This is a genomic window from Pelagibacterium sp. H642 (genome assembly GCF_031202855.1).
In the GTDB taxonomy this organism is placed as follows: Bacteria; Pseudomonadota; Alphaproteobacteria; order Rhizobiales; family Devosiaceae; genus Pelagibacterium.
On sequence record NZ_CP101829.1, the window covers coordinates 519,077 to 544,605 of the forward strand.

Consider the following 25,529-nt stretch of genomic DNA (forward strand, 5'->3'; position numbering starts at 1 on the left):
TAGCTTGATCGCTCCGCCTCACGGAAACCGAAACACCCCGGCCACCCGCCGCGCCCAGCTCTCCCCCATCGCCACCTCGACCACCCCCAGATGCTCCTGGGCATGCACGAACCGCTCCGGCCCCACCATCACCCCGCAATGGCGCGCCGGCAGATGCCGCATCAGCCGAAACAGCACCACATCCCCAGCCTCCACCGATCCCTCTTTCGCAATCAGATACCGCCGCGCCCCCACCTCCAGCGCATCCCCGATCCCAGGATCGCGCCAATCGGCGCCATAAGCCGGCACCGCCCCCGGCTCGCCGCCGTAAAGCGCCCGCCACACACCCCGCACCAGCCCCAGGCAATCGGCCCCCGCGCCCCGCAATGCCGCCTGATGCCGGTAGGGCGTCCCGATCCATCTCCGCGCTTCTTCGGCAATCGCCTCGCCCCGCGTCACGGCACGATCCTGCCGCCATCGAGACGATCTCCGCTCCCCGGATAGCGCAGCACGAAATCATTGCCCGGAATGTGCGGAAATCCCTGGAAATTGACGGCATTGCCGAATTTTTTCCCGCATGTCGCAAACTGCTTGTCGCACCCGGCGTAAACCGTAAGCGTGTCGCCCACCTCCACCCAATCCTCCACCGGACGGTCGAAACCCAACCTCTCCCCGTCCTGGCGCACCACCGCGTCCTCAACTCCAACCCGCCTGCCGGACGTCCACCGCGCGATCCCCTGGCCGAACCACCCTTGGACAAAGCCGTCGAGCCCGCTCACCGTTACGCTCGCCGCGCCGGACTTGCCTGTCACCACCGCATCCGCGCGATACTCCGCCTGCTCGATATCCACCCCGCATCGCCCATCCCCCAACCGCGCATCGCACACATGCTGGTAAAGCCGCCCCCTGGGCACGTTCAGCGCATGCTGCCCGGAGCGCAGCTCGGCCCGAAACACGCCATCCTCGCGCGTGATCTCCCCGATCGTATCGGTCCGGATCAGCGCCCGCTCGTCCACCTGCCGCCAATTGACCCGCCAGCTCTCCACCCGCGCCCCGTCATAGCGCCCCAGCGCGATATCGTCCTCGGAGATGGCCGCCGAATGCAGCACTCCCAGCACTTCGGAGGTCTGGGTCTGCGCCCCCAGCCGCTGCACCGTCTCCCCGCCATCGAGCCCATGCGCCGGCCGATACTTCGTTCCCCCGAATGCGAGCGCGACGTCATGGTCGGTGAACCCCAGCACCACCCCATCTGCCCTTACGATCTTCCAGCACCAGCACAGCGTCGTCGCCCCACTCGCGATATGGGCAGCAAATCCTTCCCCGAACCGCCTCATTCCCCGATCACCTCGATCACCGGAACATGAGGCGCCACCGCCGCATCGAACCCGCTCAATTCGATATCGAGCCGGTCGGTATCGAACCGCACCGGCACATCGAACGCGAACCCTGCCGTCACCACCGCGCCCTCGGCCGGCGCCGCCTCCAGCGTCACCACCCCGGTCAGCAGATCCACCGCGAACGCCACCTCGGCCCCATCGACGGCAACGCTCACGCTTCCCGCCACCGGCTTGGTGATCGGCCGCAGATACGGATCGAACGCGGCGCCATAGCGCTTGACGAGCTGGAACGCTTTCCGCTCGCCATCCCCGATCCCAATCTCCTGATCGACCGCTTGCCAATCGAGCGCGTCGCGCCACAGAAACGAATGAAACCGCCCCCGCCGCTCCTCGAAGAATTCGAGCACCACCGCCATATCGGCCCGCGATTTGATCCCGTAACCGGCATTGTACCGCCGCCGCGCATGCGCCCACCGGCTGTTGCGCTCCTCGCGCCCCGAGGCGAGCGTCACGATATCGGTCGCCCGCTCCGGCCCACCCTGCGCCCCCAGCGCAATATCGAGCGGAAAGCGGATTTGATGAAAAGCCATTGAAAATCCTTTTGAATTCTCGCGCAAAAGGGTGCTCCCAAGCAGCGTCGGCGTCCTTGCCATCCCGCTGCCACGCGCCACCTTCTCCCCTGGTGGGAGAAGGTGGATCGGACCGCCAGGTCCGAGACGGATGAGGGGGGCGCCGAGTTTCCACACAAACCCACCAGGCCGAAGCCCCCGCGCCAACCTTTCCTTCGCCCCTTTGGGGAGAAGGTGGCCGCGACGCGGTCGGATGAGGGGCGCTGAGTCTCGGCAATCACCACCGCCGGAAAACTAACTCCCCCGCGTCCCCCGCCGCACGGCTCTGAGCAACATCGCGCTCACCTCCGCTTCCGCCGTCGCAAAGCTGCGCGCATCGCTCGCCGTCACGTTGAAATTGACCGTCACGGCCTGTCCGCCGCCCGCCGCCACGCCCAATCGCCCGTCGGCCCCGCGCCGCAGCGGCAGAATGGCCTCAGGCCCCGCCTCCCCGGCCAGTCCCCACTGCCCTGCCATCGGAAAATAGGTCGGCGCCGAAAGCACCCCGCCCTTGGCAAACGGCCTCACCGGCGCCAGCGCCGGATTGATCCCCGCGAACAGGCTCTCGATCCCCCCGGCCACCAGATCACCGAACGGCCGCAGTGCCGCCTTGAGCGCCACATCCGCGAACGCCCGCCCGATATCGACCAGGAGTGTCCGCAGCGACCGCCCCTCGCTGATCGCCCCGCGCAGCGACCGCGTCAGCGACGATCCCACCGCGCTCCCCAGATCGCGGATGCGTTCGAGCTCCACCGAAACGTCCACCATCTCCGCCTCGAATGCTTCGCCAAACAGTTCAGCCATCTCACTCTCCATCCGGATGCAACGCCATCAGCCTTTCGAGCGCCCCGCGATCGAGCGGTGCTCCCGCCCCGCGTCCGGTCAGCCCCGCATGCGCCGCCGCCAGCTCGCGCGGCGTCATCGCCCAGAACTGGCGCGGCGAAAGTTTCAGCACTCCCAGCCCGACCGCCATCGCCGCGTCCCACGGAAACCCACTCACGCTGCCTCCCCGAACGTCGCCTTCAAAAGCCGCACGCAGATCTCCGCCGCCCCCTTCAATCCACCTTCGATCGACAGCCGCGCCAAATCGTCATCGCTCACCGCATTGCCCGCCCCGCGCAGCCCGGCCCCAAGGATCGCCGTCAGATCCCGCGCCGAAACCCTGCCTGCCGCAAACCGCTCGACGAGCCCGTTGAGGTCCCCCGCCTGCAGCCGTGCCTCCAGCTCGGCCAGCGCGCCCAGCGTCAGGCACAGCGTCCGCGTCTCTCCGCCGATCACCGCGTCGATCTCGCCCCGTTGCATATTGGCCATTTCCACCCCCTAGACCGCGCTGAACGTGATTTCGCCGGCGCTTTCCAGCGCCAGCTCGAACGTCACCTCGCCCGCATGATCGCCGGCAAATTCCAGCGCCACGATCTGGAACGGCCCCTGGACCGTCCCGAAATCGGGCAGGATCAATTGCCAGTCGCGGATCGTCCCGGCAAAAAACAGCGCCCGCACCTGCGCGTCCGAGGCTCGATCCTTGAAGATCCCCGACCCCGAGATCGCCGCCCGCTTGATCCCCCCGCCTTCCAGCAGCTCCCGCCACCGCCCGGCGCTCTCGGCATCGGTCGTATCGACGCTCGCCGCATTGAACGCGATCTGCTTGGTCCGCAGCCCTGCCACCGTCACAAAACTCCCCAACCCTTCCGGATCGAGCTTCAAAAGCATGTCCTTGCCACTCTGGGCCGTCATTGATTGTTCCTATGTTGAAAAATCGAAATGCCATTGCTCGAGGCCAGCGCCGCGCACCCCCTCACCCCGGCCCTCTCCCCTCGAGGGGAGAGGGAGGCTCTTTCCGCCAACGCCCCGCGCCAATCCTCCTTCTCCCCGCTGGGGAGAAGGTGCCCCGCAGGGGCGGATGAGGGGTACGCATCGGCATTGCCGATGCGTCAGCCGCAAGGCTGACAACCGCCGAGACACCTGACGCCATGAAAGCACCGCCGCCCGCCCCAAGAGCCCCCTTCTCCCCTGGTGGGAGACTTCGAACCGTCCTCTGGCCAATCGTGCCGGTGGCACGATTGGAGGTGAGAAGGCCATGAGAGCTACGCTCGAATGGCAGGGGATGAGGGGGGCGCTGAGCCTGCGTCACACGCCCGCGCCTGTAGTTCACCCCATCGGCTCTGAATAAAACCGCAGCTCCACCGCCGCCCGCGCCCGGCCGGTGGCGAAATCGATCGCTGTCTCGGTCCGAACGTGCCGGCGATGGGTCACCGCATGGTCCCCCGCCTCCAGCACCCCGCGCATCGCCACGGTTTCGATCCGATGCGCAATCTGCAGCGCAGCCGAACGCGAGGGCTGCGGGCTCCAGCAATGGACCGTCAGCCGATGCTCCATCCCCGGCGCATCATCCCCATCGCGCGGTGCCGCATCGTGCCGCAGGATGGTCACGTAAGGCGGCTGCATCCCGCGCGGCGGCGCATCGAAGATCGCCCCCTCCCCGATCAAAAGCTTGAGCGGCCCATCCGCCGCCCAGGCCGAAACCAGCGCATTCTGAATATCCTGAAGCGCCGCCATCTAACCCACCATCGCGGTTTCGACGCACAGGCACGAAAGATACGCCCGCCGTCCGTTGATATCCTCGGCCTCGACCACTTCGAGCGCCCGCCCGCGATAGACGATCCTATCGCCCGGCTTCACATCCTTGCGGAACCGCATCGTCACCGCGTGGGTCGATGTCGCCGCGCGCCCGTCGCCCTCGCGCATGATCCGCGCCGAGCGGGCCCGCACCCGCGCCCACACCGATGTGATGGGTAAAAACAGCGTCTCGTGCCCGCCATCGGGCATCAGCGCCATTTCGCGGCGCTGAAGTTGCACCCGGTCCCGCAGCGTGCCGACCGGCGGCACCTCGCCCCTCACAGCCGCACCCGGCGATAGGCGGAAACCAGCCGCTCGAACCCGGCGGGCACCGCCGCCCCTGCGCCCGAAACCAGCACCGCGTCCCGGTTTTCGTACCAGTATGCCACCAGCGTCTGGATCGACTGCACCAGATCCGCCGGTACATCCTGGGGCTGGGTCCCGAACCCGGCGAGATAGTCGATCTCGACCCCCATGCGCCGCCGCAGCACCGGCGCGCCCTCGATCGCCGCCGGACAGATGATCCGCGCCGGGACGGCCTGCCCGTCAGGCAGAAACTGCTCGGGCCCGATCCGATGCGCGCCACCCTCGACGTCATAAGCGCGAATTTCCGTCAGCGAGATCATCGGCGACACCGGCAACCGGATCGCCCGGTTTTCCGGCCAGTCGTCGAGCACCACCCGCCAGCTCTGCTCCAGCAGCGCCCGGCTGGTCATGCTCTCCACATGCACCCGCGCCGCCACGATCAGCGCCTCGATCAGCCCGTCCTCGGCCTCATCCTCGACGCGCAGATGCGCCTTCATCTGCCCAAGCGAAACCGGCTCCTGCGCGGGCCCCGCCAGAAGGTATGACGTCATTGTTGTTCTCTTTGATTTTGTTGGGTTCTAAGGACGAACCCGGTTGTGGCTCATCCCGATTTCGGTTTTCCAAGCGCTTGCCAGGTTCGGCACTCCCAACCAAGGCGGAGATGCCCTACAGACGGCGCAGAGGAAAAGACACCTGGCACTGGTGTCGGAACTGCTCGAACTGGCCGACGACGGACTACGATCAACGCGATACGAAGCCTTCGAGCGGCGAGCTTTGCAACGAGTGCCAAGCCAAGGAAAAGGCAGGCACTTGCTCCAAATAGTGCAGGTGCCGAACTCAAACAGCAGCGTGCATTGAAGCGCTGCACACTCCTCATCCGACCGGGCTTTGCCGGCCCACCTTCTCCCTCAAGGGGAGAAGGGAGGGCCCGCCGCAGCGTTTCGGCAAACGACACGGCTGCAAAGGGAGCCTCCCTCTCCCTTCAGGAAGAGGGGTCGGGATAAGGGGTGCGCTGAGGTTGCGCCGCCGCCTAAGCCAGCGTTCCGCCTACGCCGCCCCGGTCTAAAGGGATCGCCGCTTCCCCGGCAAGCTCAGCCCCCTCATCCCCATCCCTTCTCCAACCAGGGAGAAGAGGATTCTCCTTGCAGCGTCTGTGCTTCTGCCGAAACACTTGCCCAGCGCCACCCTTCTCCCCTGATGGGAGAAGGTGGATCGCCCGAAGGGCGAGACGGATGAGAGGGGCGCAGCGCTCGAAAAATGCGCCTAAGCCAGCGTTCCGCCTAAGCCACCCCGGTCTAACGGGATCGCCGCTTCCCCCGGCAAGCTCAGCCCCCTCATCCCCATCCCTCTCCAACCAGGGAGAAGGGGATTCTCCTTGCAGCGTCTGTGCTTCTGCCGAAACACTTGCCCAGCGCTACCCTTCTCCCCTGGTGGGAGAAGGTGGATCGCCCGAAGGGCGAGACGGATGAGGGGGGCGCAGCGCTCGAAAAATGCGCCTAAGCCAGCGTTCCGCCTAAGCCACCCCAAACTTCAGCAGCTTGATCGCATCATAGTCCGCAATCCCGCCGCCCACGCGCTTGGTGGTATAGAACAGCACATAAGGCTTGGCCGAATACGGATCGCGCAGGATATTGACCCCCTGCCGATCCACGATCAGATACCCACGCCGGAAATCGCCGAACGCGATCGAAAAGCTGTCGGTGTCGATATCGGGCATGTCCTCGGCCTCGACCAGCGAGAAGCCCATCAGGCTCGCGCGCCCCTCGGGGGAGGCCGCCGGCTGCCAGAGATAGTTCCCATCCGCATCCTTGAGCTTGCGCACCGCCCCTTGCGTGCGCCGGTTCATCAGCCAGGTCGCGTTCTGGCGATACCCTGCCTTGAGCGCATAAACGAGGTCGATCAGGCTGTCGGACGGGTCGCCCACATCGAAACCGGCATCGGTGCCCGTCGCCACATAGCCCAGCTTCTCCCAGGCCCAATCGCTTTCATCCACCGCCTGAGCGTTCAGGAAACCCGACGGCTTGTTGACCCCGTCTCCGGTGATGAACGCCGCCGTCTCCTGCTCGGCAAAGGCTGCGTTCACCTCCTCGGCGATCCACTGGCCCACATCCACCGCCGCATCGTCCAGAAACGCCTGCGTGGCCGCCGGCATGGCGTAGAGTTCGGTGGTGGGGAAGGTCAGCTCGTCGATCACCTGCGAACTGGTCTGGCTGCGCGCCGCCGTCTCGCCCACCCAGCCGACCTGCGGTCCGGTCACGGTGATCGGCTTCTTGTAGACAGAACTCGACACCTGCCGCACGCCGCAAATCGCGCGCATTGGCGAAACGGCCGTCAAAAGCTTGGCGATTTCCGTCTCGGTCTCGGCCGGCACCAGATAGCCGCCATCGGGATTGGCCCCCACCGACAGCGCCTTTTCCTCGCCGCGCTTCACATAAGCGGAAAACGCATCCTTATACTCGTCGCCCTCGACGCGCCGCCCGCCCTCGAGCGCCGGCCGTGCCTTCTCCACCGCCACACGGTCGAGCGCCGATTTGTGCCCATCGAGAATGGCGTTGAGCCGATCCAGCTTGCCCTCAAGCAGCGTATCGGCGCTCCCGCGCTTTTCCAGTTCGCCGAGGCGCTGGTCGTTGGTGGATTTGAAATCCTCGAACGCCGACATGAATTCGGCAAAGAGCGCATTGACGTCCCCCGCAGCCGGCATCGCCGCCGCCTTGTTCTCAAGGCGCGGTTCGATAGTCTTTGTCATCGATTTTCCTTTATGTTTCGCGAATTGATAGCCGAAGCTCTACTGCGTTCTCAGCAGTTTCGTCGCCGCCCCGAGCGTTGCGGCCAGATCCGATGCGGCGGAAATCCGCGCCGCCTCCATCATCGGAAAGGTGACGATGGAGATTTCCCAAAGGTCCACGGCCCACAGCCGCCGCGTCCCCGTCCTGCCCTCACGGGTCGCCCGCACCGCGCGGAACCCGATGGACAGCCCGTCGATCGCCCGCTGCGCGATCAGCGCCCGCAGGCTTGCTGCCCTCGGCACCCCGTCGAGCAACCGCCCGGACACCTTCAGCCCGAACCCGTCCTCGACGATCTCGTCCCAGAGCCCGATCGGCTCCTTGGGATCGTGCTGGAACAGCAGCCGGACCCTGTCGGCCCCGCGCGCCCGGAGGCTGTCGCGAAAAGCCCCCGGCATCACGATATCCCCGCCCCCATCGACCCGCCCGAACACCGACGCATAGCCCGAAAACCGCCCATCCGCATCGATGGCGACGTTCATCGCGCCGTCTCCGGCTTGCCCTGCGCCGCCTTGGCCGGCCGGCGCGCCAGCGTTCCCGCCAGGTTCCAGGCGAATTGCCTGAACACCTGGGTCGCTTCATTGCCCGAACTCTTGCCCGTCTTGCGTCTCCCCATCAGTCCTTATCCCTGAACAGTCGATTGAGGTGGGCGATTTCGGTGACGAATGCGTTGTACCGCTTGTTGGCGGCAGCCAGCTCGCGCAACAGCAACAGCGCCGCCGTACTGGCCCCGCTCGCCCACATAAACAGCGCCAGATGCGCCAGGTCCCCCTTGGCGAGCACCGTTGAAATGATCTCGTCCATTTTCGATTTCCTCTTCGAAGACCGCCGCAGCCCTGTATTGCTGCAACCTCAGCGCCCCCTCATCCGAGCCGGCTACGCCGGCCCACCTTCTCCCACAAGGGGAGAAGGGTATTGGTGTTCATGGAAGCGCCGGCGCCTACCAAACGCCGCGCTCAGCCCTGCGGCTTCCCCACAACACTCGTGCCAATCGCCCCTTCTCCCTCAAGGGGAGAAGCGGCGCTCGGAGCAGCGCTTCTGCAAGACCTGAAACACTGCCAAGAAAGCCCCCTCTCCCCTTGAGAGAGAGAGGAGCTGGGGGTGAGGGGTGCGCATCGGCACCGCCGATGCGTCAGCCGCGAGGCTGACCTTTCACCGCGTCCGACGCCTCACAGCGCCGAAGGTTGTCCCCACGCCCGCGACAAGAGCCCCCCTCTCCCTGGTGGGAGAGGGGCCGGGGGTGAAGGGGGCGCTGAGCTTCCGCATCAAACCCCGCCGGCCAAGTTCCTCACCGCCTGCCAAACCCCAGCAGCTCCCGCTTCTCGTCATCGGTGAGGAAATCGGCATTCCCCACCCGCTCCCAATCCTTGGCCCGATCGGCAGCCAGCGCTTCAACCATGTCGAAATCGGCCACCAACTCGACGCCCCCAAACGCCGGCGACAGCCAGTGCCCCAGCGCACCCGCCACCGCGTTGACCAGCGGGATCACCGTCTGCCGCCACAACGCCCGGCTCGCCTCGGCATAGTTGGCGTAGGTGTTGTCTCCCGGAATCCCCAGCAGCATCGGCGGCACCCCGAAGGCCAGCGCGATCTCCCGCGCCGCCGCATTCTTGGCTTCGAGAAAATCCATGTCGCGCGGGGTCAGCGCGATCGCCTTCCAGTCCAGCCCGCCCTCGAGCACCATGGGCCGCCCCGCATTGAGCGCCCCGGTGAACCCCTCCTCGAGCTCCCCCTTGAGCCGCTGGTACTGATCCTCAGTCAGGTTCCCCGCCGCCGCATTGTAAACCAGCGCCCCCGATGGCCGCGCGGCGTTCTCCAGCAGCGCCCGGTTCCAGCTCGTTGCCGCGTTGTGCGTCTCGAGGCTCCCCTGCGCGGCGGCCAGCGGCGCCAGCCCATAATGGTCATCCAGCGGATCGAACAGGCTCAGATGCAACACCCGCACCACCGGCTCGGTATCGAGCATCAGCCGCTGCGTCTTGCCGCCAGCGGTGTAGGCATACCCCACCGGCCACCCATCCTTGCCCGCGATTACCGCCATCCGGTCGGGCCGCAGCCCATAGAGCCCCTTGACCTCCCCCTCCACGATCGCCGCATCGAGATAGGCGTTCCCCGCGATTTGCAGATAGGAAAACACGCTTTCGAGCAGCGCCTTCCCATCCTGCCGCCGACTGGGTCTTCTGAGCAGGTCGAGCAGCGGATGCTCGCTCAGAACCCGCTCCCCGTCATGCACCTCCAGCGGCACCCGCGCCGCGCTCTCGGCCACCAGCCGCACGCAGCGATAGACCACCGGATTGCGCGCAAATCCCTCATTGGCAAGCGCCACAAACCCTTTCCGCGCCCCGCCGCCGATCCCGAGCGGCGAAAGCGTAAACAGCGTCTGCGCCGCCTTGGTCTCGATCGGCGCACGCGTCCGCCCACCCCGCAGGCGTTCAAGCCAGTTGGCCATGGTTTCCTCCCTGTCTGGATTGTCTTTCGAGGACCGCCGCAGCATCCCCATCGTACCCAAACCATACCCCACCACCGTGACGCGGGGATAAGTTTGGGCGACAAAAAACCCCGCCGAATGGGCGGGGTTTAATCTATTGACGCGTTAAAAGCCTTCTTGGACTTTTCCTGGCGATCGCCGAACCGGCGCCGACCAAGCTTTCGAAGCGGGACCAGGCTCGGCTGTGTTCCATCATCTCTTCGATCTCCTCCACCCGCGTACGCAGGTGGGCGATTTCGCCATCGAGATCGTCATATTTCTTGGCAATAGCGGCAACGGCTTCCCGGATGGCGACGCGCTCTTCATGCGCATAGCGTGCTCGCGCACCTGGTTCAGGTATCACGAAGCCTTCGCGCGCTTTCGCGGTATCCATCCACTCAGCCAAAGCGTCTCGAGCATTTTTGAGCGCATCTTCAGGCGTATCGCCGTCGGCCATGCACCCAGGCAAATCAGGGAACACGGCGAGATAGCCACCGCCTTCGTCCTCCGTCAGAGGGCGAATGACTACTGGATATTCCATCGCGTCACTCCTTTTCTATCTGCTGTTTGGCCGCTTCGTGCGCGCTGACCATTTCCACGAGTTCGCGGATGTAAACAGGCTTGATCGGCCTCTTATATGGTATCGTCAAGTGCCCAGCCAAATAGGGGCTCACAGCCTTGTAATGACTACCGTTGGATGGCGGCTGCAACTCTATGCCATGCTCGCCGCAAAGCTTTCGTATTGCGTTAATGTCCCAATCTGCCCTTGGGTTCAGCCGCATCTGCTCAAGTAGCGGCTTTTTCGGCGCCATTGTACCCCCGTCCAACTGCCAGCGTTACCAAATACCATGCCGGTGCCGAATGTAAACTGGAACTCACACCCGCACCCTCGGCACCGGCCCCTCGCGCAGCAGCAATTCCGTCACCGCCCACACCAGCGCGTCCAGCCGGTCGGGTGAGTGCCCCTCGGCCAGCCCGTCCGGCCCGAAGGCGCACAGCTCGTCCTCGAGGTCGGCGAACATCCCCGCATGCTTCACCCGCCCCTGGGCATAGAGCGCCGCGACCGGCTCGGCCCGCACCCATTTGCCCCGGCTGGCCCGCACGGCGCGCACCGGCACGCCGGCATCGACCTGGCCGAGCACCTGCCCCACCAGATCGCCGCCCTGGTTGACCTCGGCGACGATCGCATCGGCGGAGAACTCGTGAAACGCGGTGACCGCCACGCGCGCCCACCCCACGGGCGAGGTGCCCTTCACCGTCCGGTCGGCCAGAACCACCGCCCGGTCGCCCCAGCGCCCCGCCACCACGATGCCGCAGGCATCGGACGTCTTGCGCCCGGTCACCGGCGGGTCGACGGCCACCACCACGCGGCTCAGATCGGGTGCTTCCCCGATCCGCCCCGCCTCGATCTGCGCCCGGTTCCACAGCGCGCCAGGCATCTCCTCGACGAACTCGCCGTCAAGCTCCTGCCGTCCCAAAACGGTGTCGTTATAGCGCGCCACCACGGCCTGGAGGAATGCCGGGGCGAGATTGTCCCGGTTGGCCTTGGTGGCCATGCGCGTCACCACGGTGTTCGGATCGGCCATCAGACGCTTGAGCAGGCGCGTGGGCTTGGGCGTGGTCGTCACCAGTTGACGCGGCCTCCTGCCCAGCCTCAGGCCGAATTGCAGCATGTCCCACGCCGCTTCGGCCTTGGGCCATTTCGCAAGCTCGTCACACCAGGCGGCGGCAAATTGCGGCCCGCGAAACCGTTCCGGGTCGTTGGCCGGCATCAGCCAGGCCTCGGCCCCGTTTGGCCACACCAGCACGGCGCGCGCCTTGTCCAGGCGCGGCCGCTCGGCGCGGCGATGGACCGAGAGGATCCCGGAGACGCCCTCGACCATGATCGCGCGCGCCTCGGCCATGGTTTCGCCCACCAGCGCGATGGGCGAAACCGGACGCGGGGCGGCCACCAGTTGGCGAACCCATTCCGCTCCGGCACGGGTCTTGCCCGCCCCGCGCCCCCCGAGCATCAGCCAGGTCGTCCAGTCGCCCTCGGGCGGCCGCTGCATCTTATGGTTCCAGATGGTCCAGTAGCATTTGAACTGTTCAGCCTCGCCGGGCGTCAGGTTCTCGGCCCGCTTCACCATCGCCGCCTTCCGGGCGGCGGTCAGGGGCGGCAGCCTATTGTTCGACGTCAAGCTCTTGGATCCGCTGGACGAGACGTTCGCGAATGGCTTCGAGCTCGGGGTCCATGCGCACCCTGCCCGAACGTGCCTTCTTTTCCGCCACCTCCATGGCCCCGATCCTGTCGATCGCCTTGGTCATGGATTCGAGCATCCGCATTTCGGTCGCGCTCATGGGTTCCTCGTTCATTTTATGCTCCATCCGGGCAATCTGGCGCTCGATCAGGGACAGCATGCGCTTGAGCAGTCCCCGCTTGCCGGTCACTGGATTTCGCAATGTCCAGTTCTCTTTGCGCCGGTGATAGTTGAGTTGGTTGCGCTTGATTGCATGGGTGGCGACGAGGTCGTCGATGGGCACCTCCCCCGCCTCGTATTCCGCGCGTATCCGCGCCCAGTCCGGCTCCGCCGCCTCGGTCATCGCTCCGATCCCCGCTGAATTGAAAAGGTTCGGTGAGATCGGCGCTTTTGCTGAAGCATTCAGCACCCGGAAGCACCGTGGAGGGGCCGTTGCTGCCGGCCGCACCAATCTCACCGTGCCACAACCATACCCCACCACCGTGACGCGGGGATAAGTTATATGAAAAAGGCCCGGCCGCCTGAGCAGCCGGGTCTCGGGAGGAGGCGTTGGCCAGCCGCGTTACATGCCGCTCATGGCTTGGATATGCTCGAGATGCATCTGGAGTGTGGGCAGGGTTTCGGTGGCGAAATCGCGCAGCGCGCTTTCCTCGCCTTCGGTCGAAAAGCCTTCGAACAGGGCGATGGCTTCTTCATGCGCCGTCACCTGGGCTTGGATATAGGCCTGGTCGAACGCGGCGGCATCGGCCGCCGCAAGCTCGTCATATTGCGCCTGGTGCTGCTCGTTCATGGCATCGGCCGGGGTCACCCCGTCCTCCTGGGCGGCGGCCATCATGTTCTCGCCCGCCGCCGTATGGTCGGCCACCATCTGCTCGGCAAAGGCGATGACTTCCTCGTTCTCGCTCGTTTCGAGCGCCAGTTCGCTCGACTGGATCTCGAACATGTTGGACGAGGCCGCCATGTCAGCGAATTCCTGCGGATCGGTAACCGGCATCGGCGCGGCGGGGGTTTCGGTCGCGGCCTGGCCGAAGGCCCCGGCGGCCGGGGCCAAAAGCGCGACGGCCAGGCCCAGGGCGGCAAGAGAAAGCGGTTTCATTGGGGGAACTCCCTTATTGGTGATCTCGATCAAACCGGTTCGCCCAGGCGACGTTCCTGCCCGTAACATGGATTGACCTTCCACCCCGTACCCGGTCCTCCCCTTAGGCAAAGCCGATACCCCGAGGCCCGTCCCCACCCCTCGTCACCCTCGTGCCCGCCCCGGAATGACAACGAAGGATTGGGAGCACCCGCCACCCTGTCATTGCGGGACGTATTCCCCGAATCCAGCGCAGCGCTTTCCCAGCCTCGGCATCCCGCCAGGGACAAGGCATTCGCCCCCACCACAAGTTCGCCTTTTTCTTGGAACCCTCGCCGTTCGTCGGGATTGTGCCCCTAACCATTTCACCGACGGAGGGAACCATGCAGGACACGCATCGCGCGCGCCGCGGCTTCGGCTTTTGGGCCGCAATGGTCATCGGAGCCATCGTTCTCATCTTCGGATTGCCGATTTTCGGCGGCGGCATCTGGCTCGCCGCCCTGGGTGGGTCCTGGTATTACATCTTTGCCGGCCTTGGCCTTCTGCTCACCGCCTTCTTCCTTTTCCGCCGTTCCATGCTGGCGGTCTGGGTCTATCTGGTAACGTTCATAGGCACCGTTGCCTGGGCGATCTGGGAAGTCGGCCTCGATGGCTGGGCCCAGGTTCCGCGCCTCGTGGCGCCCACAGTGGTTCTCGTCCTCGTCCTCGCGCTGATCCCGGTCCTCAGAGGCCGCTATTCGACGCCGCGCGGCACCGTTGCCGCCGGCGTCGCCGGCATGCTGGCGCTTTCCGCCTCGATCGCGGTCCTCAACTTCTCCGGCGATGGCACCGCCGTCGCGCAGGACGCTCCCGCCGAAACGGAAACAGAAACAGAAACCGAGGCCGAGCCCGTGCCCGCTCCGGTGGAGGACGCCGATGAACCGGTGACCGAGGTCTTGCCCGAGCAGCCCGGCGAAGTCCCCGCCGGTCAGGCGCCCGCCGTCCAGGCCGAACCCGGCGAGCCCGCCACGGCGGCAACGGAGGCGCCGGCTGCCGAAAACCAGGCGCAAACGCCCGCTCCGGCCGAGGATGCGCCGGGCGCCACCACGCCCACCGGCGTCGAGGCCCGCGACCCGCTGGCGGTCATGGAGGTCGGCGAAAACTGGCCCGCCTATGGCGGCACCTATCACGGCACCCGCTATTCCCCCCTCGATCAGATCAGTGCCGACAATGTCGAACAGCTCGTCCAGGTCTGGGAATATCATTCGGGCGATCTGCCCGAAGGCGAAGGCGATGACGCGGGCAGCTACTCGCCCGAAAACACGCCCTTGAAGATCGGCGACGATCTCTATCACTGCACCGCCATGGGCATAATGGTGGCTATAGACGCCGCCACCGGGCTCGAGGAATGGCGCTACGATCCCGAAGTCCCCACCGACGCCATTCCCTATGGCGCGACCTGCCGGGGTGCCGCCTATTTCGAGGTTCCCGGCGCCGATCCCGACGAGCTTTGCGCCACGCGCATCCTGTGGGGCACGCTCGATGCGCGCCTGATCGCCGTCGATACCCAGACCGGCCAGCCTTGCCCCGATTTCGGCCTCAGCGGCGAAGTCAATCTCGAGGAGGGCATCGGAGACACCGTGCCCGGCTGGTATTCGGTCACCTCACCGCCCACCATCGTGCGCGGCATCGCGGTAATGGGTGCGCAGGTCAATGACGGACAGGCGGAAGATGCGCCCTCCGGCGTCGTCCGCGGCTATGACGCGGTCACTGGCGAACTGGCCTGGGCGTGGGATTTGGGCAACCCCGACAGCCGCACCGAGCCGGCGGAGGGCGAGACCTACACTCGCGGCACGCCCAATATGTGGACCATCGCCGCCGCCGACGAGGAATTGGGCCTGGTCTACCTGCCGCTGGGCAATTCGGCGGTCGATTATTATGGCTCCAACCGCTCCGAGCTTGAAAACGAGTACGCCACCGCCCTGGTCGCCGTCGATGTGACCACCGGCGACGATGTCTGGCACTTCCAGACCGTCTATCGCGACGTGTGGGACTATGATCTGGGCTCCCAGCCCGCGCTGGTCGACTTTCCCACCGGCGAGGGCACGGTTCCGGCCATCGTGCTTTCGTCAAAGCAGGGCGACATCTACATCCTCGACCGCGCGACCGGCGAGTCCCTGTTCCCGGTCGAGGAGCGCGAGGTGCCCCAGGGTGGGGTGGAGCCGGAGTACATCTCCCCGGTCCAGCCCTTTTCGGCCTATCACACCCTGGCGTTCGAACCGCTCGAGGAACGGGACATGTGGGGGATGACCCCGCTCGACCAGCTCTGGTGCCGTATCCAGTTCCAGCAGGCCAATTACGAGGGCATTTATACGCCCCCAACCTCGGACGGGCACTGGATTCAATATCCCGGTTACAATGGTGGGCAGGATTGGGGTTCGCTCGGTATCGACACCGAACGCGGCATCATGATCGCCAATTACAACAACATGCCCAACTTCAACCGCCTGATCCCGCGCGAGGAGGCAGACGAGATGGGCGCCCGCGCCATCTTCGAGCCCGAATGGGAGCGCGGCGCCGAAGGCCCCGGCCCCCAGCTCGGTTCGCCCTATGCCATCGAGGTCAATGCCGGATGGCGCCAATGGACGGGGCTTCTGTGCTCCACCCCGCCCTATGGCGGCATCCGCGCCATCGACCTGGAAACCGGCGAAACCCTTTGGGACGTCCCCCTGGGGCTTGCGACCAGGAACGGGCCGTGGGGCATTCCCTCCATGCTCCCCATCCCCATCGGCACGCCCAACAATGGCGGCCCGATCGTCACGGCCGGCGGGCTCATCTTCATCGCCGCCGCGACAGATGGTCTGATCCGCGCCATCGATATCGAGACGGGCGAAACGGTCTGGAGCGCCGAACTTCCCGGTGGCGGCCAGACGACGCCGATCACCTACGAGGTCGGCGGGCGTCAGTTCATCGCCATCGCGCCGGGCGGCCACCATTTCATGGAAACCCCCGTCAGCGACGCGGTGATCGCCTGGGCCCTGCCCGAAACCGAGCTCGCCGTGCAGGGCGCCACCCAATAAGACCATTGCCGCCGCCGCACCGGGTGCGGCGGCGGTGCCTCTTGACCGGCTCGGTCAAATCCGTTTTGGCTCTCCGCGCAATCAATATTGAGGCTTCCAACGGCCATGCGCGGCAAGCTCGCCCTGATCCTCTCCTCCCGCCGCTGGGAGCAGTTCATCATCACCGTCATCATCATCAACGCCATCACGTTGGGCCTGGAAACCTCGCCAGAGGTCATGGCCGTCGCCGGCCCGGCCCTGATGGCCCTCGATGCTGCGATCCTCGTCATCTTCGTGGTCGAGATCGCGCTGCGCCTTTACGCCCACGGCCTCAAATTCTTCCGCGATCCCTGGTCGATCTTCGATTTTGTCATCGTCGCCATCGCGCTCATCCCCTCCTCGGGCCCGTTCACGGTGCTGCGCGCCCTGCGCATCCTGCGCGTCCTGCGCCTGATCTCCGTCGTGCCCTCGCTGCGCAAGGTGATCGGCGGCCTCGTCGCCTCGCTCCCCGGCATCGGCTCGATCTTCGTGCTGCTGATGCTGGTCTTTTACGTCTTCGCCGTCATGGCCACCAAGCTCTATGGCGCGACCTTCCCCGAATGGTTCGGCTCCATCCCCGCTTCGCTCTACACCCTCTTCCAGGTGATGACGCTCGAGAGCTGGTCCATGGGCATCGTGCGCCCGGTCATGGAAGTTCACCCCGAAGCGTGGATCTTCTTTGTCCCCTTCATCGCCTGCACCGCGTTCACGGTCCTCAACCTCTTCATCGGTGTCATCGTCTCGGCCATGCAGGAAGAGCATGAATCGACCGCCGAAGCCGACCGCGCCGCGATCCATTCGGAAACCGAGCTGGTCCTGGCCGAAGTGCGCGCGTTGCGCGCCGAAGTGGCCGAGTTGCGCCGCGATCGCGCGTCACAGAGTTAGTTATCCACTGTCATGGAACCGTCACCGACGGGTGACCTGACCGTCACACAACGCCAATAGCGTCCCGCCGACCGAAACCCCATGGAGGCAACCATGTTTCGTCGGACGCTAGTGTCTTCCCTCGCCATCGCGCTCTGCGCATCCACCGCAATCGCCCAGGACCTGCCGCAGGCCGAAAGCGATTACTTCGCCGCCGGTCAGGATCTGATCGCCGAGCGCCTCGCTCTCGAGCCCAACACCAACACCGCCAAGAACGTGATCCTGTTCGTGGTCGACGGCATGGGCGTGAGCACCAATTACGGCATCCGCCTGTTCGAAGGTCAGCAGCAGGGTCTGCTCGGTGAAGAGCACAACCTGCCGCATGATCTGTACCCCAACAGCGCGATCATCAAGACCTACAACATCAACGCTCAGACCCCTGACTCCGCGCCGACCGCCGGCGCGATGAACACTGGCGTCAAGCAGGTCTTCAACACCATCAACCTCGACGAAACCGCCATCCACGACGATTGCTCGAGCGAAGTTCCGCTGCGCCTGTTCTCCGAAATGCTTTCGGACGCCGGCCGGTCCGTCGGCGTCGTTTCCACCGCCCGCATCACCCACGCCACCGGCGCCGCCGTCTACGCCAAGACCGCCAACCGCAACTGGGAAAGCGAAGCTCCTGAAGGCTGCACCGACATCGCGACCCAGCTCGTCGAGCAGATGGAAGCCGGCGTGATCGACATCGCCCTTGGCGGCGGCGCCCGCGCCTTCGCTCCCGAGGGGACCGAAATCCCCGTCGGTACCGGCAACCGCACGGACGACGTCAACCTCATCGACCGCGCCACCCAGTTCGGCGCCCAGGTCGTCCACAATGCCGAGGAACTCGCCTCGGCCGACCTCAGCCAGCCGGTTCTCGGCCTCTTCACCAATTCGGACATGAGCTACGAGCACGATCGTCCGGAAAACGAACCTTCGATCGCTGACATGACATCGGCCGCCATCGAAGCGCTTCAGGCCAATGAAGAAGGCTTCTACCTCATGGTCGAGCCCGGCCGCGTCGACCACGCCAGCCACGGCGGCAACGCTCACCGCACCTTCACCGACGGCGTGGCGTTCGCCGAGGCCCTTCGCGCCGCCGACGAAATGACCGACGACGAAGACACCCTGATCATCGTCACTGGTGACCACGAACACGCCATCGTCTTCAACGGCTATTGCGGCCGCGGCACCCCGATCACCGGCCTGTGCTACGACGTGGCCAGCGGTCAAGTGGAACACTCGGACGAGCTGGTTCTGGCTGCTGATGGCCTGCCCTACACCGTTGTCGGTTTCGGCAATGGCGCCGGTTCGGTCCTGGTCGAACAGGAAGACGGCACCTATTCGGGCTCGCGTCCCGAGCTGACCCAGGAAGAAGCTCAGGATCCCGATTACCTGCAGCAGGCCCTCATCCCGGCCTCCTCGGAATCGCACTCGGGCGTCGACGTTGGCCTCTGGGCCAAGGGTCCCTGGGCGCACCTCTTCGGTGGCACCATGGATCAGGAAATGATCTTCCACGTCATGAACCACGCCGTCTTCGGTTCGGCCGAATAAGCCTTCTCGGTTCACGAAATCCGGAGGGGCCGGCTCGCCGGCCCCTTTTTCATCCAACTGTCACACTGGCTGGCAACCCGTCTGCTAAACCTTCGCCAACCCGAACACAAAGGCAAAGGAGATCGTCAATGAACCGTCGCGGATTCTTCGCCACCGCCACCGGCGCCGTCGTCGCCGCCCCTTTCATCGCCACCCGCGCCATGGCCGCCGAGCCGCAGGTGCGGCTGCGCGAGCTTTACAACAACGACATGAGCTTCACACCCTTCGCTCTCGAGCATGAAGGCCAGCGCGTCGCCATCGAAGGCTTCATGGCGCCCCCGCTCAAGGCCGACAGCGAATTCTACGTGCTCACCAATCGTCCCATGGCCGTCTGTCCGTTCTGCTCGTCGGAAGCCGAATGGCCCAACGACATTCTCGCGGTCTACGCCCAGCGCGTGGTCGATGTCATTCCCTTCAACGTCAAGATCGTGACCCGTGGCACGCTCGAATTGGGCACCTATACCGACCCCGAACTGGGCTTTGTGAGCCGCGTCCGGCTCACGGACGCGGTGCAGGAACGCGCCTGAGCCACCACGCGGTGCTCCGGTCGCAACTGAGTCCGACCGGAACACCAGGGCTGCCCCAAACACAGTAATTCCGGGGCTTGTCCCCGGAATCCAGCAGCAGCCAGCGCCCCACCGCCCTAAACAGGCCTGTCCCCCAAGCCAGCCGACGACTCCACGCTCCGGTACCCGCGAGACACAATGACCCTCGGCCTTTCCATCACCGACCTTGCGGTCAAGGCCTCCTCTGGCCGCACGCTCCTCAGCGTCCCCGCGCTCACCCTCACGCCCGGCACATGTCTTGGCGTGCGCGGCCCCTCGGGCGCGGGGAAGTCCACATTCCTTTTCTCTCTCGCAGGGCTCACCGAGAACGCCACCGGCACGATCCGCTGGGGCGATACCGATCTTCTCCCGCTTTCATCCGAAGCGCGCGCCAAATTCCGCCGCCGCACCGTGGGCATGGTATTCCAGGATTTCCTTCTCTTCGAAGAACTCGCGGCCACCGCAAACGCCGCCCTGCCCGGCGCCTATGCCAGCCGCTCGCGCCAGTCCGCCATCACCGAGCGGGCCCGCTCCGTCCTTGACCGTCTCGGCATCTCCCATGGCGCGCGTACCGTCGAAAGCTTTTCGGGCGGCGAACGCCAACGCGTCGCCATCGCCCGCGCCCTTGCCGCCGATCCGGCCATCATCCTCGCCGACGAACCGACCGCCAGTCTCGACCGCAAAACAGCCGACGCCCTGGTCGACGACCTCGTCTCCCTGGTGCGCGACACCGGCAAAACCCTCGTCGCGGTCAGCCATGACCCCGCCGTCTACACCCGCATGGACCGCGTCATCGAAATCATCGACGGCCGCATAGCCTCGGACAAAACGGCATGAATCCTCTCACCCCGCTTTACCGCTCCATCGAATGGATGCCCGTCGCCGCGCAGGATGTCGTAGTGTTCATCGTCCTCCTGCTCCCCGCCCTGATCGTCGGCGGGCTGGTGCTTTTCGGCTATCGTCCGTTCTCGTTGGTCCGCGCCATGCTCTGGCGCTTCCGCTGGACCAATGCGCTGTTCATCGCGCTGATCGCCATTTCCGTCGGCATCGGCGTCGGGCTCATCGCCCAGGAGCGCGGCCTGCGCCAGGGCACGGCCCGCGCCGCCGATCCGTTCGATCTGGTGATCTCCGCCCCCGGCAGCGAGATCACCATGCTGTTCGCCGCCGTCTATCTCCAGCCGTCCGACGTCCCGCTGCTCTCGGGCGATATCTATGACGAGATCGCCACCACCCCCGATGTGTCGCTCGCCGCGCCCATCGCCTTTGGCGACAGCTACGATTCCTTCCCCATCGTCGGTTCCACCGCACAATTTGTCACCCACATGTCCGAGACGTTGGCGGAGGGCGAGATGTTTGCCGCCCATGCCGATGCCGTCATCGGCGCCCGCGTCGATCTGGCAATCGGTGATATCTTCGTCCCCCAGCATGGGGTCGGCGATGCCGTCGAGGAAGGTGCGCACGACCATTTCGAGTATCGGGTCGTGGGCCGCATGCAGCCCACCGGTTCGCCTTGGGATCGCGCCATCATCGTCCCGGTCGAAGCGGTTTGGGAAATCCACGGCCTTGCCAATGGCCACGCCCCCGAAAATGCCGACCAGCTCGGCCCGCCCTTTGATCCCGACTATTTCCCCGGCACCCCCGCCGTTCTGGTGTCCGCCGAACAGCTTTACGCCAACTACGCGCTGCGCGCCCGTTTCCAGACAGCGGAAACCATGGCCTTCTTCCCCGGCGCCGTCCTGGCGGGCCTGCATTCACTGATGGGCGATGTCCGGCAGGTGATGAGCGTCATGGCCATCGTCACCCAAATCCTCGTTACCGCCGGCGTGCTGGCCGGGCTCGTCATCCTCACGCGCCTCTTCGCCCGCCGCCTTGCGCTGCTGCGGGCGCTCGGCGCACCGGCCCGCTTCGTCTTCTCTGTGGTCTGGTCGTATGCCGCGACCCTGATCTTTGTCGGCGCCATCGGCGGCATCGCCGTGGGTTATCTTGCCGCCAACGTCATCTCGCGCATCGTCACCCAGCAGACTGATATCCTGGTCAACGCCACCCTCTCGTGGCCCGAGTTCCACCTCGTTGCCGCTTTCGTCAGCCTCACCGTCATCCTGGCCTTGGTTCCTGCCTTCATCGCGCTGTCACGACCCGTGGTTACAGATCTGCGCAGTTAGTTTATAACATTCAGCGCCGTGGAACGGCGCGACGAGCCAAACTGGAGCACGATCATGATCAGAGCCGCCCTACTTTCCCTCGCCCTCTTAGCCACGCCGGCCTTTGCCCAGGAAACTCACGACGAGCATGCCGAAGAGCATCACGAGGAACATGGCGATCACGATCACGAGGAACACGACGATCATGTGGCCGAAGCCGACGGCATCCGCGCCGTTCACGCTTGGACCAACGCCACCGAAGGGTCCGCGGCTCTGGTTTATGTCGAGATCGAAAACACGTCCGACGCCGATGTAACCCTCACCGGCGGCGAAACCGAGCTTGCCCAGTCGGTGGAACTGGTCGGCCTGCAGAATTCGGGCGGCGAGCTCTCCTACGTGCCGATCCCCGAAATGCCGATCCCGGCCGGTTCGGAAATGCTCCTCTCGCCCAACGGCCTTGCCCTGCAGCTCAACGGCCTCACCGAGCCGCTGGTCGAAGGCGAACATTTCCACATCGATATCGAATTCGGCGACGTCCACCTCGACACCGCCGTCGAAATCGAATCCGCCAACGCCACCCAGCACAGCCACGCCGGCCATCAGCACTGAGGTGGAAGCGGGGCTCGTGCGAGAGCCCCGCTTCGCTTACCTGATGGTCAGTGCAGCAATCCTGTCCCCTCGCAATTGGAAACTGAATTGCAGATTGACCGGGCTTCCGGGAAAGTTCCCGGCCACCGGTCCTGCCAGAATCCAGCGTCCCGCCTGTTCGTGCGCCGAGGTTGGAGAAAAAATCGCCTTAACCGCGACTGTGTTGTTTTCGATCCAGGCTCTGATCTCTTCCTTGCCTTCTGGCTGATGTCCGTCACCGGAATCGTCCACTGTCGCATCATCGGCAAACGGTGCTGCCATAGCGTCGGCATCGAGATTAGCTCCCGCCTCGATATAGGCGGCAATCGGTTTGGGCAGGTCGAAACTCATCTGGGGTCTCCATGGTAGGGAATACCAATTGGCCATTGGATCGCTCAACGACAAGAGCATCATTCCTCCAACAGATCGGTCACTTCCCCAGCCTCCACTCCATCGCCCCAATCCACCGCGCCCTGCCGCCGCCACAGCACCTCTCCGGCGCCATCGACCACCACGGTGCTCGGATAGCCCAATATCGCGAAGACGCTCCCCACATTCCCCTCGACTTGCCGCCAGCTCGAAAGCCCCACGCCAAGATCATCGAGAAACGCCGCCACGCGCCCGTACTCGGCCGTATCCACCGACACCAGCACCAGCCGCTCGCCCAGCCCCTCCGCCTCGGCAAAGGCTTGCAGCTCGGGCAGTTCCTCGCGACAGGGCGCGCACCATGTCGCCCAGAAGTGCAGGATCGTCGCCCCTTCGACAAGCTCGCCCAGAAGCACCGTTTCCCCGGTACCGTCTTCCAGCGTCACAGCATCCAGGTCGGCGCCCATCGGCCGCGCCAAGGCACCGCTGCCCCACGCCAGTCCGGCCACAATCGCCAAGATCGATATTCTCATCATCGCTCGCACCCTATTGCCGCCCGATGACCGCCCGGTGACACACAGCCGCTTCCGGGCTAAGAGGAGCCAACCACCGAAGGCCCCGACCATGCATGATATCATCCGCGCCATCCTCTCCTCCTCGGTTTACGACGCCGCCGTCGAAACCCCGCTGGAAAAGATGGGCCCGCTTTCCGACAAGCTCGGCCGCCCGGTGTTCCTGAAGCGCGAGGATCTGCAGCCGGTCTTTTCCTTCAAGCTGCGTGGCGCTTATAACAAGCTCGCCTCTCTCACCGAGGCCGAAAAGGCCAAGGGCGTCATCTGCGCCTCGGCCGGCAATCACGCCCAGGGACTCGCCTATTCGGCCACCCGCATGGGCCTACGCTCGGTCATCGTCATGCCCACCACCACCCCTTCGATCAAGGTCGAAGCCGTCAAGCGCCTGGGCGGCGAAGTGGTGATCCATGGCGATGCGTTCGACGACGCCCGCCTCCACGCGCTGGCGCTGTGCGAGGCGGAAAACCTCACCTTCGTCCATCCCTACGACGATCCGGAGGTGATTGCGGGCCAGGGCACCATGGGCGTTGAAATCCTGCGCCAGCACGGCGGCCCCATTGCCGCGCTCTACCTCCCCATCGGCGGCGGCGGTCTTGCAGCCGGTGTCGCCGCTTACGCCAAATTCCTGCGCCCCGAGATCAAGATCATCGGCGTCGAACCCGAAGACGCCGCCTCGATGAAAGCCGCGCTCGCTGCGGGCCGCCCCGTGCCGCTGAACGAGGTCGGCATCTTCGCCGACGGCGTCGCTGTCAAGCAGGCGGGCGAGCAGACGTTCGACATCCTCAAGGACACGCTGGACGATATCGTCACCGTCTCCACCGACGAGATCTGCGCCGCCATCAAGGACATCTTCGAGCACACCCGCGCCATAGCCGAACCAGCCGGCGCGGTCTCGCTCGCCGGCCTGCGCAAGCACGCGCCATCGCTTCAAACGCAAGGCGCCGCCGTCGCCATCTGCTCGGGCGCCAACATCAATTTCGATCGCCTGCGCCACGTCGCCGAACGGGCCGAATTGGGCGAGCGCGCCGAAGCGGTCCTGGCCGTCACCATCCCGGAAAAACCCGGCGCCTACCGCGCCTTTATCCGCCTGCTGGGCGCCCGCGCGGTCACCGAGTTCAACTACCGCATCGCCCCCGGCAACAGCGCCCACATCTTCGTGGGCATCGGCCTCAAGCGCGGCGAGGCCGAGAAGGCCGAAATCATCGCCATGCTGCGCGAGCACGGCCACACCGTCCTCGATCTCTCCGACAACGAGGTCGCCAAGCTCCACATCCGCTACATGGTCGGCGGCCGCGTCGAGGGGCTGGAAAACGAACTGCTCTTCCGCTTCGAATTCCCCGAGCGCCCTGGCGCGCTGCTCAAATTCCTCGAAGGCCTCGCCCCGGACTGGAACATCTCCCTGTTCCACTACCGCAACCACGGCTCCGACTATGGCCGCGTCCTTGTCGGTGTCCAGGTCCCGCCTACCGAACGCGACGCGTTCGAAGCCTATCTCGACACCCTGGGATATCCCCATTGGGACGAAAGCGAAAACCCCGCCTACGCCATGTTCCTGGCCCCGGCCTGATCCGGCAGCCGCCAGGGCCCCTCAGGCAATGGCGAGGATTTCAAGCTCGTGCTCGCCGAGCGCCACCACGTCCCCCACGGCCTTGCCCATCAATGCCGCGGCGACCGGCGACACATAGGAAATCGAGCCCGTCGCCGGGTCGGCCTCATCCTCTCCGACGATGCGGAAGCTCTGCCGCCGGCCGTCCTCGCGCTCATAGGTCACCCTATGCCCGAACGCCACCACATCATTGGTGTCGGGAGCCGGAACGAGCTGCGCCGTGCGCACGCGTTCGGCGAAATATCGGGCATCACGCAACGGCACTGCGGCCTGCCGCCGCCGCTCGTTGATGTCGTCGAGCCCATTGGCCGCCTCCAGAGCCGCCTGGGCCTCGGCCAGTTCCTTGTTCAGCCGCGCCAGCCCCTCCTGGGTCACCAGGTTGGGATAGATGGAAATCGGACGGTCGGGCAGGACGGTTTCCGACGCCGCTTCCGCGCTTTCTTCCTTGACGAATGCCACGCTCATTTCAGTGCCATAATCCTTTTAGCTCGTCCCAAACGGCCCGAAACATCACCCATCGCCGATTTCCGGCCCTGCTCACAACCGGCCATATCCTCATGGGTTCCCTGCCGCACCGCGCATATGGGATTTCTTGATCGCAATGACGAGAGCCCTTTACGACTGCCTACCGGGCGCGCGCCAAAGCCTCGCGGTCGCTGCGCTGCTCCCGACCGCCGCCTTTCATGAACTT

The 25,529-nt window shown here is 65.3% G+C and carries 31 protein-coding genes; 8 read left to right on the plus strand and 23 right to left on the minus strand.

Annotated elements, in window-relative coordinates; translation table 11 throughout:
• Positions 1 to 18: 18 nt before the first annotated feature.
• The 20 genes from NO934_RS02580 to NO934_RS02675 form a co-directional block, all read right to left on the minus strand.
• A complete protein-coding gene (locus tag NO934_RS02580; RefSeq protein ID WP_309162077.1) occupies positions 19 to 438 on the minus strand; it encodes an NlpC/P60 family protein in 420 nt (139 codons plus the stop codon).
• Positions 435 to 1,313 (minus strand): DUF2163 domain-containing protein, encoded by an 879-nt coding sequence (locus tag NO934_RS02585; protein ID WP_309162079.1) that lies wholly within the window; start codon positions 1,311 to 1,313, stop codon positions 435 to 437. The genes NO934_RS02580 and NO934_RS02585 overlap by 4 nt, the downstream gene beginning before the upstream one ends.
• A complete protein-coding gene (locus NO934_RS02590) occupies positions 1,310 to 1,906 on the minus strand; it encodes a DUF2460 domain-containing protein (RefSeq protein WP_309162080.1) in 597 nt (198 codons plus the stop codon). The genes NO934_RS02585 and NO934_RS02590 overlap by 4 nt, the downstream gene beginning before the upstream one ends.
• A 273-nt stretch (positions 1,907 to 2,179) precedes the next feature.
• Positions 2,180 to 2,728 (minus strand): phage tail tape measure protein, encoded by a 549-nt coding sequence (locus NO934_RS02595; protein WP_309162081.1) that lies wholly within the window; start codon positions 2,726 to 2,728, stop codon positions 2,180 to 2,182.
• A 1-nt stretch (position 2,729) separates the two neighbouring features.
• Positions 2,730 to 2,924: a rcc01693 family protein gene (locus NO934_RS02600; RefSeq protein WP_309162082.1), complete on the minus strand. Its 195-nt coding sequence runs from the start codon at positions 2,922 to 2,924 to the stop codon at positions 2,730 to 2,732.
• Positions 2,921 to 3,235 (minus strand): gene transfer agent family protein, encoded by a 315-nt coding sequence (locus tag NO934_RS02605; RefSeq protein WP_309162083.1) that lies wholly within the window; start codon positions 3,233 to 3,235, stop codon positions 2,921 to 2,923. The genes NO934_RS02600 and NO934_RS02605 overlap by 4 nt, the downstream gene beginning before the upstream one ends.
• 9 nt (positions 3,236 to 3,244) lie before the next feature.
• Positions 3,245 to 3,658, minus strand: a complete 414-nt coding sequence (locus NO934_RS02610) for a phage major tail protein, TP901-1 family (protein WP_309162085.1) — start codon at positions 3,656 to 3,658, stop codon at positions 3,245 to 3,247.
• Between the two features lie 414 nt (positions 3,659 to 4,072).
• On the minus strand, positions 4,073 to 4,480 hold the full coding sequence (locus NO934_RS02615) for a DUF3168 domain-containing protein (protein ID WP_309162086.1): 408 nt from the start codon (positions 4,478 to 4,480) through the stop codon (positions 4,073 to 4,075).
• Positions 4,481 to 4,810: a phage head closure protein gene (locus tag NO934_RS02620; RefSeq protein WP_309162087.1), complete on the minus strand. Its 330-nt coding sequence runs from the start codon at positions 4,808 to 4,810 to the stop codon at positions 4,481 to 4,483.
• Positions 4,811 to 4,818: 8 nt separating this feature from the next.
• Entirely contained in the window at positions 4,819 to 5,397 is a 579-nt protein-coding gene (locus tag NO934_RS02625) for a phage head-tail connector protein (protein ID WP_309162088.1), read from the minus strand.
• Between the two features lie 962 nt (positions 5,398 to 6,359).
• A complete protein-coding gene (locus NO934_RS02630; protein WP_309162089.1) occupies positions 6,360 to 7,592 on the minus strand; it encodes a phage major capsid protein in 1,233 nt (410 codons plus the stop codon).
• 39 nt (positions 7,593 to 7,631) lie between these two features.
• A complete protein-coding gene (locus NO934_RS02635) occupies positions 7,632 to 8,111 on the minus strand; it encodes an HK97 family phage prohead protease (RefSeq protein WP_309162090.1) in 480 nt (159 codons plus the stop codon).
• Positions 8,108 to 8,245, minus strand: coding sequence for a hypothetical protein (locus tag NO934_RS02640; RefSeq protein WP_309162091.1), 138 nt, complete (start codon positions 8,243 to 8,245; stop codon positions 8,108 to 8,110). Before NO934_RS02640 ends, NO934_RS02635 begins: the two co-directional genes overlap by 4 nt.
• A complete protein-coding gene (locus NO934_RS02645) occupies positions 8,245 to 8,433 on the minus strand; it encodes a hypothetical protein (RefSeq protein WP_309162092.1) in 189 nt (62 codons plus the stop codon). The genes NO934_RS02640 and NO934_RS02645 overlap by 1 nt, the downstream gene beginning before the upstream one ends.
• A gap of 484 nt (positions 8,434 to 8,917) precedes the next feature.
• Positions 8,918 to 10,075, minus strand: coding sequence for a phage portal protein (locus NO934_RS02650; RefSeq protein WP_309162093.1), 1,158 nt, complete (start codon positions 10,073 to 10,075; stop codon positions 8,918 to 8,920).
• A 133-nt stretch (positions 10,076 to 10,208) separates the two neighbouring features.
• Positions 10,209 to 10,634, minus strand: a complete 426-nt coding sequence (locus tag NO934_RS02655) for a type II toxin-antitoxin system HicB family antitoxin (RefSeq protein ID WP_309162094.1) — start codon at positions 10,632 to 10,634, stop codon at positions 10,209 to 10,211.
• Between the two features lie 4 nt (positions 10,635 to 10,638).
• Positions 10,639 to 10,905: a type II toxin-antitoxin system HicA family toxin gene (locus NO934_RS02660; protein ID WP_309162095.1), complete on the minus strand. Its 267-nt coding sequence runs from the start codon at positions 10,903 to 10,905 to the stop codon at positions 10,639 to 10,641.
• Positions 10,906 to 10,968: 63 nt separating this feature from the next.
• Positions 10,969 to 12,222, minus strand: coding sequence for a DNA-packaging protein (locus tag NO934_RS02665; protein WP_375143286.1), 1,254 nt, complete (start codon positions 12,220 to 12,222; stop codon positions 10,969 to 10,971).
• 34 nt (positions 12,223 to 12,256) lie between these two features.
• Positions 12,257 to 12,676, minus strand: a complete 420-nt coding sequence (locus tag NO934_RS02670; protein WP_309162096.1) for a hypothetical protein — start codon at positions 12,674 to 12,676, stop codon at positions 12,257 to 12,259.
• A gap of 219 nt (positions 12,677 to 12,895) precedes the next feature.
• Positions 12,896 to 13,429, minus strand: a complete 534-nt coding sequence (locus NO934_RS02675) for a DUF4142 domain-containing protein (RefSeq protein WP_309162098.1) — start codon at positions 13,427 to 13,429, stop codon at positions 12,896 to 12,898.
• Positions 13,430 to 13,791: 362 nt separating this feature from the next.
• On the opposite strand from NO934_RS02675, the gene NO934_RS02680 reads away from it, so the two are divergent.
• The 7 genes from NO934_RS02680 to NO934_RS02710 all read left to right on the plus strand — a co-directional run bounded on the left by NO934_RS02680 (position 13,792) and on the right by NO934_RS02710 (position 22,276).
• Positions 13,792 to 16,467: a PQQ-binding-like beta-propeller repeat protein gene (locus NO934_RS02680; RefSeq protein ID WP_309162099.1), complete on the plus strand. Its 2,676-nt coding sequence runs from the start codon at positions 13,792 to 13,794 to the stop codon at positions 16,465 to 16,467.
• 105 nt (positions 16,468 to 16,572) lie between these two features.
• Positions 16,573 to 17,370 (plus strand): ion transporter, encoded by a 798-nt coding sequence (locus tag NO934_RS02685; protein ID WP_309162100.1) that lies wholly within the window; start codon positions 16,573 to 16,575, stop codon positions 17,368 to 17,370.
• Between the two features lie 93 nt (positions 17,371 to 17,463).
• Positions 17,464 to 18,942 carry an alkaline phosphatase gene (locus NO934_RS02690; protein ID WP_309162101.1) on the plus strand — a complete coding sequence of 493 codons (1,479 nt, stop codon included), beginning with the start codon at positions 17,464 to 17,466 and terminating at the stop codon, positions 18,940 to 18,942.
• Between the two features lie 128 nt (positions 18,943 to 19,070).
• Positions 19,071 to 19,508, plus strand: a complete 438-nt coding sequence (locus NO934_RS02695) for a hypothetical protein (RefSeq protein ID WP_309162102.1) — start codon at positions 19,071 to 19,073, stop codon at positions 19,506 to 19,508.
• 177 nt (positions 19,509 to 19,685) lie between these two features.
• Positions 19,686 to 20,363, plus strand: coding sequence for an ABC transporter ATP-binding protein (locus tag NO934_RS02700; protein ID WP_309162103.1), 678 nt, complete (start codon positions 19,686 to 19,688; stop codon positions 20,361 to 20,363).
• Entirely contained in the window at positions 20,360 to 21,688 is a 1,329-nt protein-coding gene (locus NO934_RS02705; protein ID WP_309162104.1) for an FtsX-like permease family protein, read from the plus strand. The genes NO934_RS02700 and NO934_RS02705 overlap by 4 nt, the downstream gene beginning before the upstream one ends.
• A 54-nt stretch (positions 21,689 to 21,742) precedes the next feature.
• Positions 21,743 to 22,276 carry a copper chaperone PCu(A)C gene (locus tag NO934_RS02710; RefSeq protein WP_309162105.1) on the plus strand — a complete coding sequence of 178 codons (534 nt, stop codon included), beginning with the start codon at positions 21,743 to 21,745 and terminating at the stop codon, positions 22,274 to 22,276.
• 36 nt (positions 22,277 to 22,312) lie between these two features.
• Here NO934_RS02710 and NO934_RS02715 read toward each other — a convergent pair whose 3' ends face one another.
• Entirely contained in the window at positions 22,313 to 22,645 is a 333-nt protein-coding gene (locus tag NO934_RS02715) for a nuclear transport factor 2 family protein (protein ID WP_309162107.1), read from the minus strand.
• Positions 22,646 to 22,704: 59 nt separating this feature from the next.
• A complete protein-coding gene (locus tag NO934_RS02720; protein ID WP_309162108.1) occupies positions 22,705 to 23,196 on the minus strand; it encodes a TlpA disulfide reductase family protein in 492 nt (163 codons plus the stop codon).
• A gap of 88 nt (positions 23,197 to 23,284) precedes the next feature.
• On the opposite strand from NO934_RS02720, the gene ilvA reads away from it, so the two are divergent.
• Entirely contained in the window at positions 23,285 to 24,799 is a 1,515-nt protein-coding gene (gene ilvA / locus NO934_RS02725; protein WP_309162109.1) for a threonine ammonia-lyase, biosynthetic, read from the plus strand.
• A 21-nt stretch (positions 24,800 to 24,820) separates the two neighbouring features.
• Here ilvA and greA read toward each other — a convergent pair whose 3' ends face one another.
• Positions 24,821 to 25,303 (minus strand): transcription elongation factor GreA, encoded by a 483-nt coding sequence (gene greA, locus NO934_RS02730; RefSeq protein ID WP_309162110.1) that lies wholly within the window; start codon positions 25,301 to 25,303, stop codon positions 24,821 to 24,823.
• Positions 25,304 to 25,529: the final 226 nt, after the last annotated feature.

Coding starts and splice junctions, on each gene's coding strand:
- NO934_RS02630 (WP_309162089.1), bottom strand. CDS start 7,592: ATGACAAAGACTATCGAACCGCGCCTTGAGAACAAGGCGGCGGCGATG.
- NO934_RS02635 (WP_309162090.1), bottom strand. CDS start 8,111: ATGAACGTCGCCATCGATGCGGATGGGCGGTTTTCGGGCTATGCGTCG.
- NO934_RS02670 (WP_309162096.1), bottom strand. CDS start 12,676: ATGACCGAGGCGGCGGAGCCGGACTGGGCGCGGATACGCGCGGAATAC.
- NO934_RS02675 (WP_309162098.1), bottom strand. CDS start 13,429: ATGAAACCGCTTTCTCTTGCCGCCCTGGGCCTGGCCGTCGCGCTTTTG.
- NO934_RS02690 (WP_309162101.1), top strand. CDS start 17,464: ATGTTTCGTCGGACGCTAGTGTCTTCCCTCGCCATCGCGCTCTGCGCA.
- NO934_RS02625 (WP_309162088.1), bottom strand. CDS start 5,397: ATGACGTCATACCTTCTGGCGGGGCCCGCGCAGGAGCCGGTTTCGCTT.
- NO934_RS02695 (WP_309162102.1), top strand. CDS start 19,071: ATGAACCGTCGCGGATTCTTCGCCACCGCCACCGGCGCCGTCGTCGCC.
- NO934_RS02645 (WP_309162092.1), bottom strand. CDS start 8,433: ATGGACGAGATCATTTCAACGGTGCTCGCCAAGGGGGACCTGGCGCAT.
- NO934_RS02615 (WP_309162086.1), bottom strand. CDS start 4,480: ATGGCGGCGCTTCAGGATATTCAGAATGCGCTGGTTTCGGCCTGGGCG.
- NO934_RS02705 (WP_309162104.1), top strand. CDS start 20,360: ATGAATCCTCTCACCCCGCTTTACCGCTCCATCGAATGGATGCCCGTC.
- NO934_RS02640 (WP_309162091.1), bottom strand. CDS start 8,245: ATGGGGAGACGCAAGACGGGCAAGAGTTCGGGCAATGAAGCGACCCAG.
- NO934_RS02710 (WP_309162105.1), top strand. CDS start 21,743: ATGATCAGAGCCGCCCTACTTTCCCTCGCCCTCTTAGCCACGCCGGCC.
- NO934_RS02680 (WP_309162099.1), top strand. CDS start 13,792: ATGCAGGACACGCATCGCGCGCGCCGCGGCTTCGGCTTTTGGGCCGCA.
- greA (WP_309162110.1), bottom strand. CDS start 25,303: ATGAGCGTGGCATTCGTCAAGGAAGAAAGCGCGGAAGCGGCGTCGGAA.
- NO934_RS02650 (WP_309162093.1), bottom strand. CDS start 10,075: ATGGCCAACTGGCTTGAACGCCTGCGGGGTGGGCGGACGCGTGCGCCG.
- NO934_RS02700 (WP_309162103.1), top strand. CDS start 19,686: ATGACCCTCGGCCTTTCCATCACCGACCTTGCGGTCAAGGCCTCCTCT.
- NO934_RS02585 (WP_309162079.1), bottom strand. CDS start 1,313: ATGAGGCGGTTCGGGGAAGGATTTGCTGCCCATATCGCGAGTGGGGCG.
- NO934_RS02590 (WP_309162080.1), bottom strand. CDS start 1,906: ATGGCTTTTCATCAAATCCGCTTTCCGCTCGATATTGCGCTGGGGGCG.
- NO934_RS02660 (WP_309162095.1), bottom strand. CDS start 10,905: ATGGCGCCGAAAAAGCCGCTACTTGAGCAGATGCGGCTGAACCCAAGG.
- NO934_RS02610 (WP_309162085.1), bottom strand. CDS start 3,658: ATGACGGCCCAGAGTGGCAAGGACATGCTTTTGAAGCTCGATCCGGAA.
- ilvA (WP_309162109.1), top strand. CDS start 23,285: ATGCATGATATCATCCGCGCCATCCTCTCCTCCTCGGTTTACGACGCC.
- NO934_RS02665 (WP_375143286.1), bottom strand. CDS start 12,222: ATGGTGAAGCGGGCCGAGAACCTGACGCCCGGCGAGGCTGAACAGTTC.
- NO934_RS02720 (WP_309162108.1), bottom strand. CDS start 23,196: ATGATGAGAATATCGATCTTGGCGATTGTGGCCGGACTGGCGTGGGGC.
- NO934_RS02685 (WP_309162100.1), top strand. CDS start 16,573: ATGCGCGGCAAGCTCGCCCTGATCCTCTCCTCCCGCCGCTGGGAGCAG.
- NO934_RS02605 (WP_309162083.1), bottom strand. CDS start 3,235: ATGGCCAATATGCAACGGGGCGAGATCGACGCGGTGATCGGCGGAGAG.
- NO934_RS02715 (WP_309162107.1), bottom strand. CDS start 22,645: ATGAGTTTCGACCTGCCCAAACCGATTGCCGCCTATATCGAGGCGGGA.
- NO934_RS02595 (WP_309162081.1), bottom strand. CDS start 2,728: ATGGCTGAACTGTTTGGCGAAGCATTCGAGGCGGAGATGGTGGACGTT.
- NO934_RS02655 (WP_309162094.1), bottom strand. CDS start 10,634: ATGGAATATCCAGTAGTCATTCGCCCTCTGACGGAGGACGAAGGCGGT.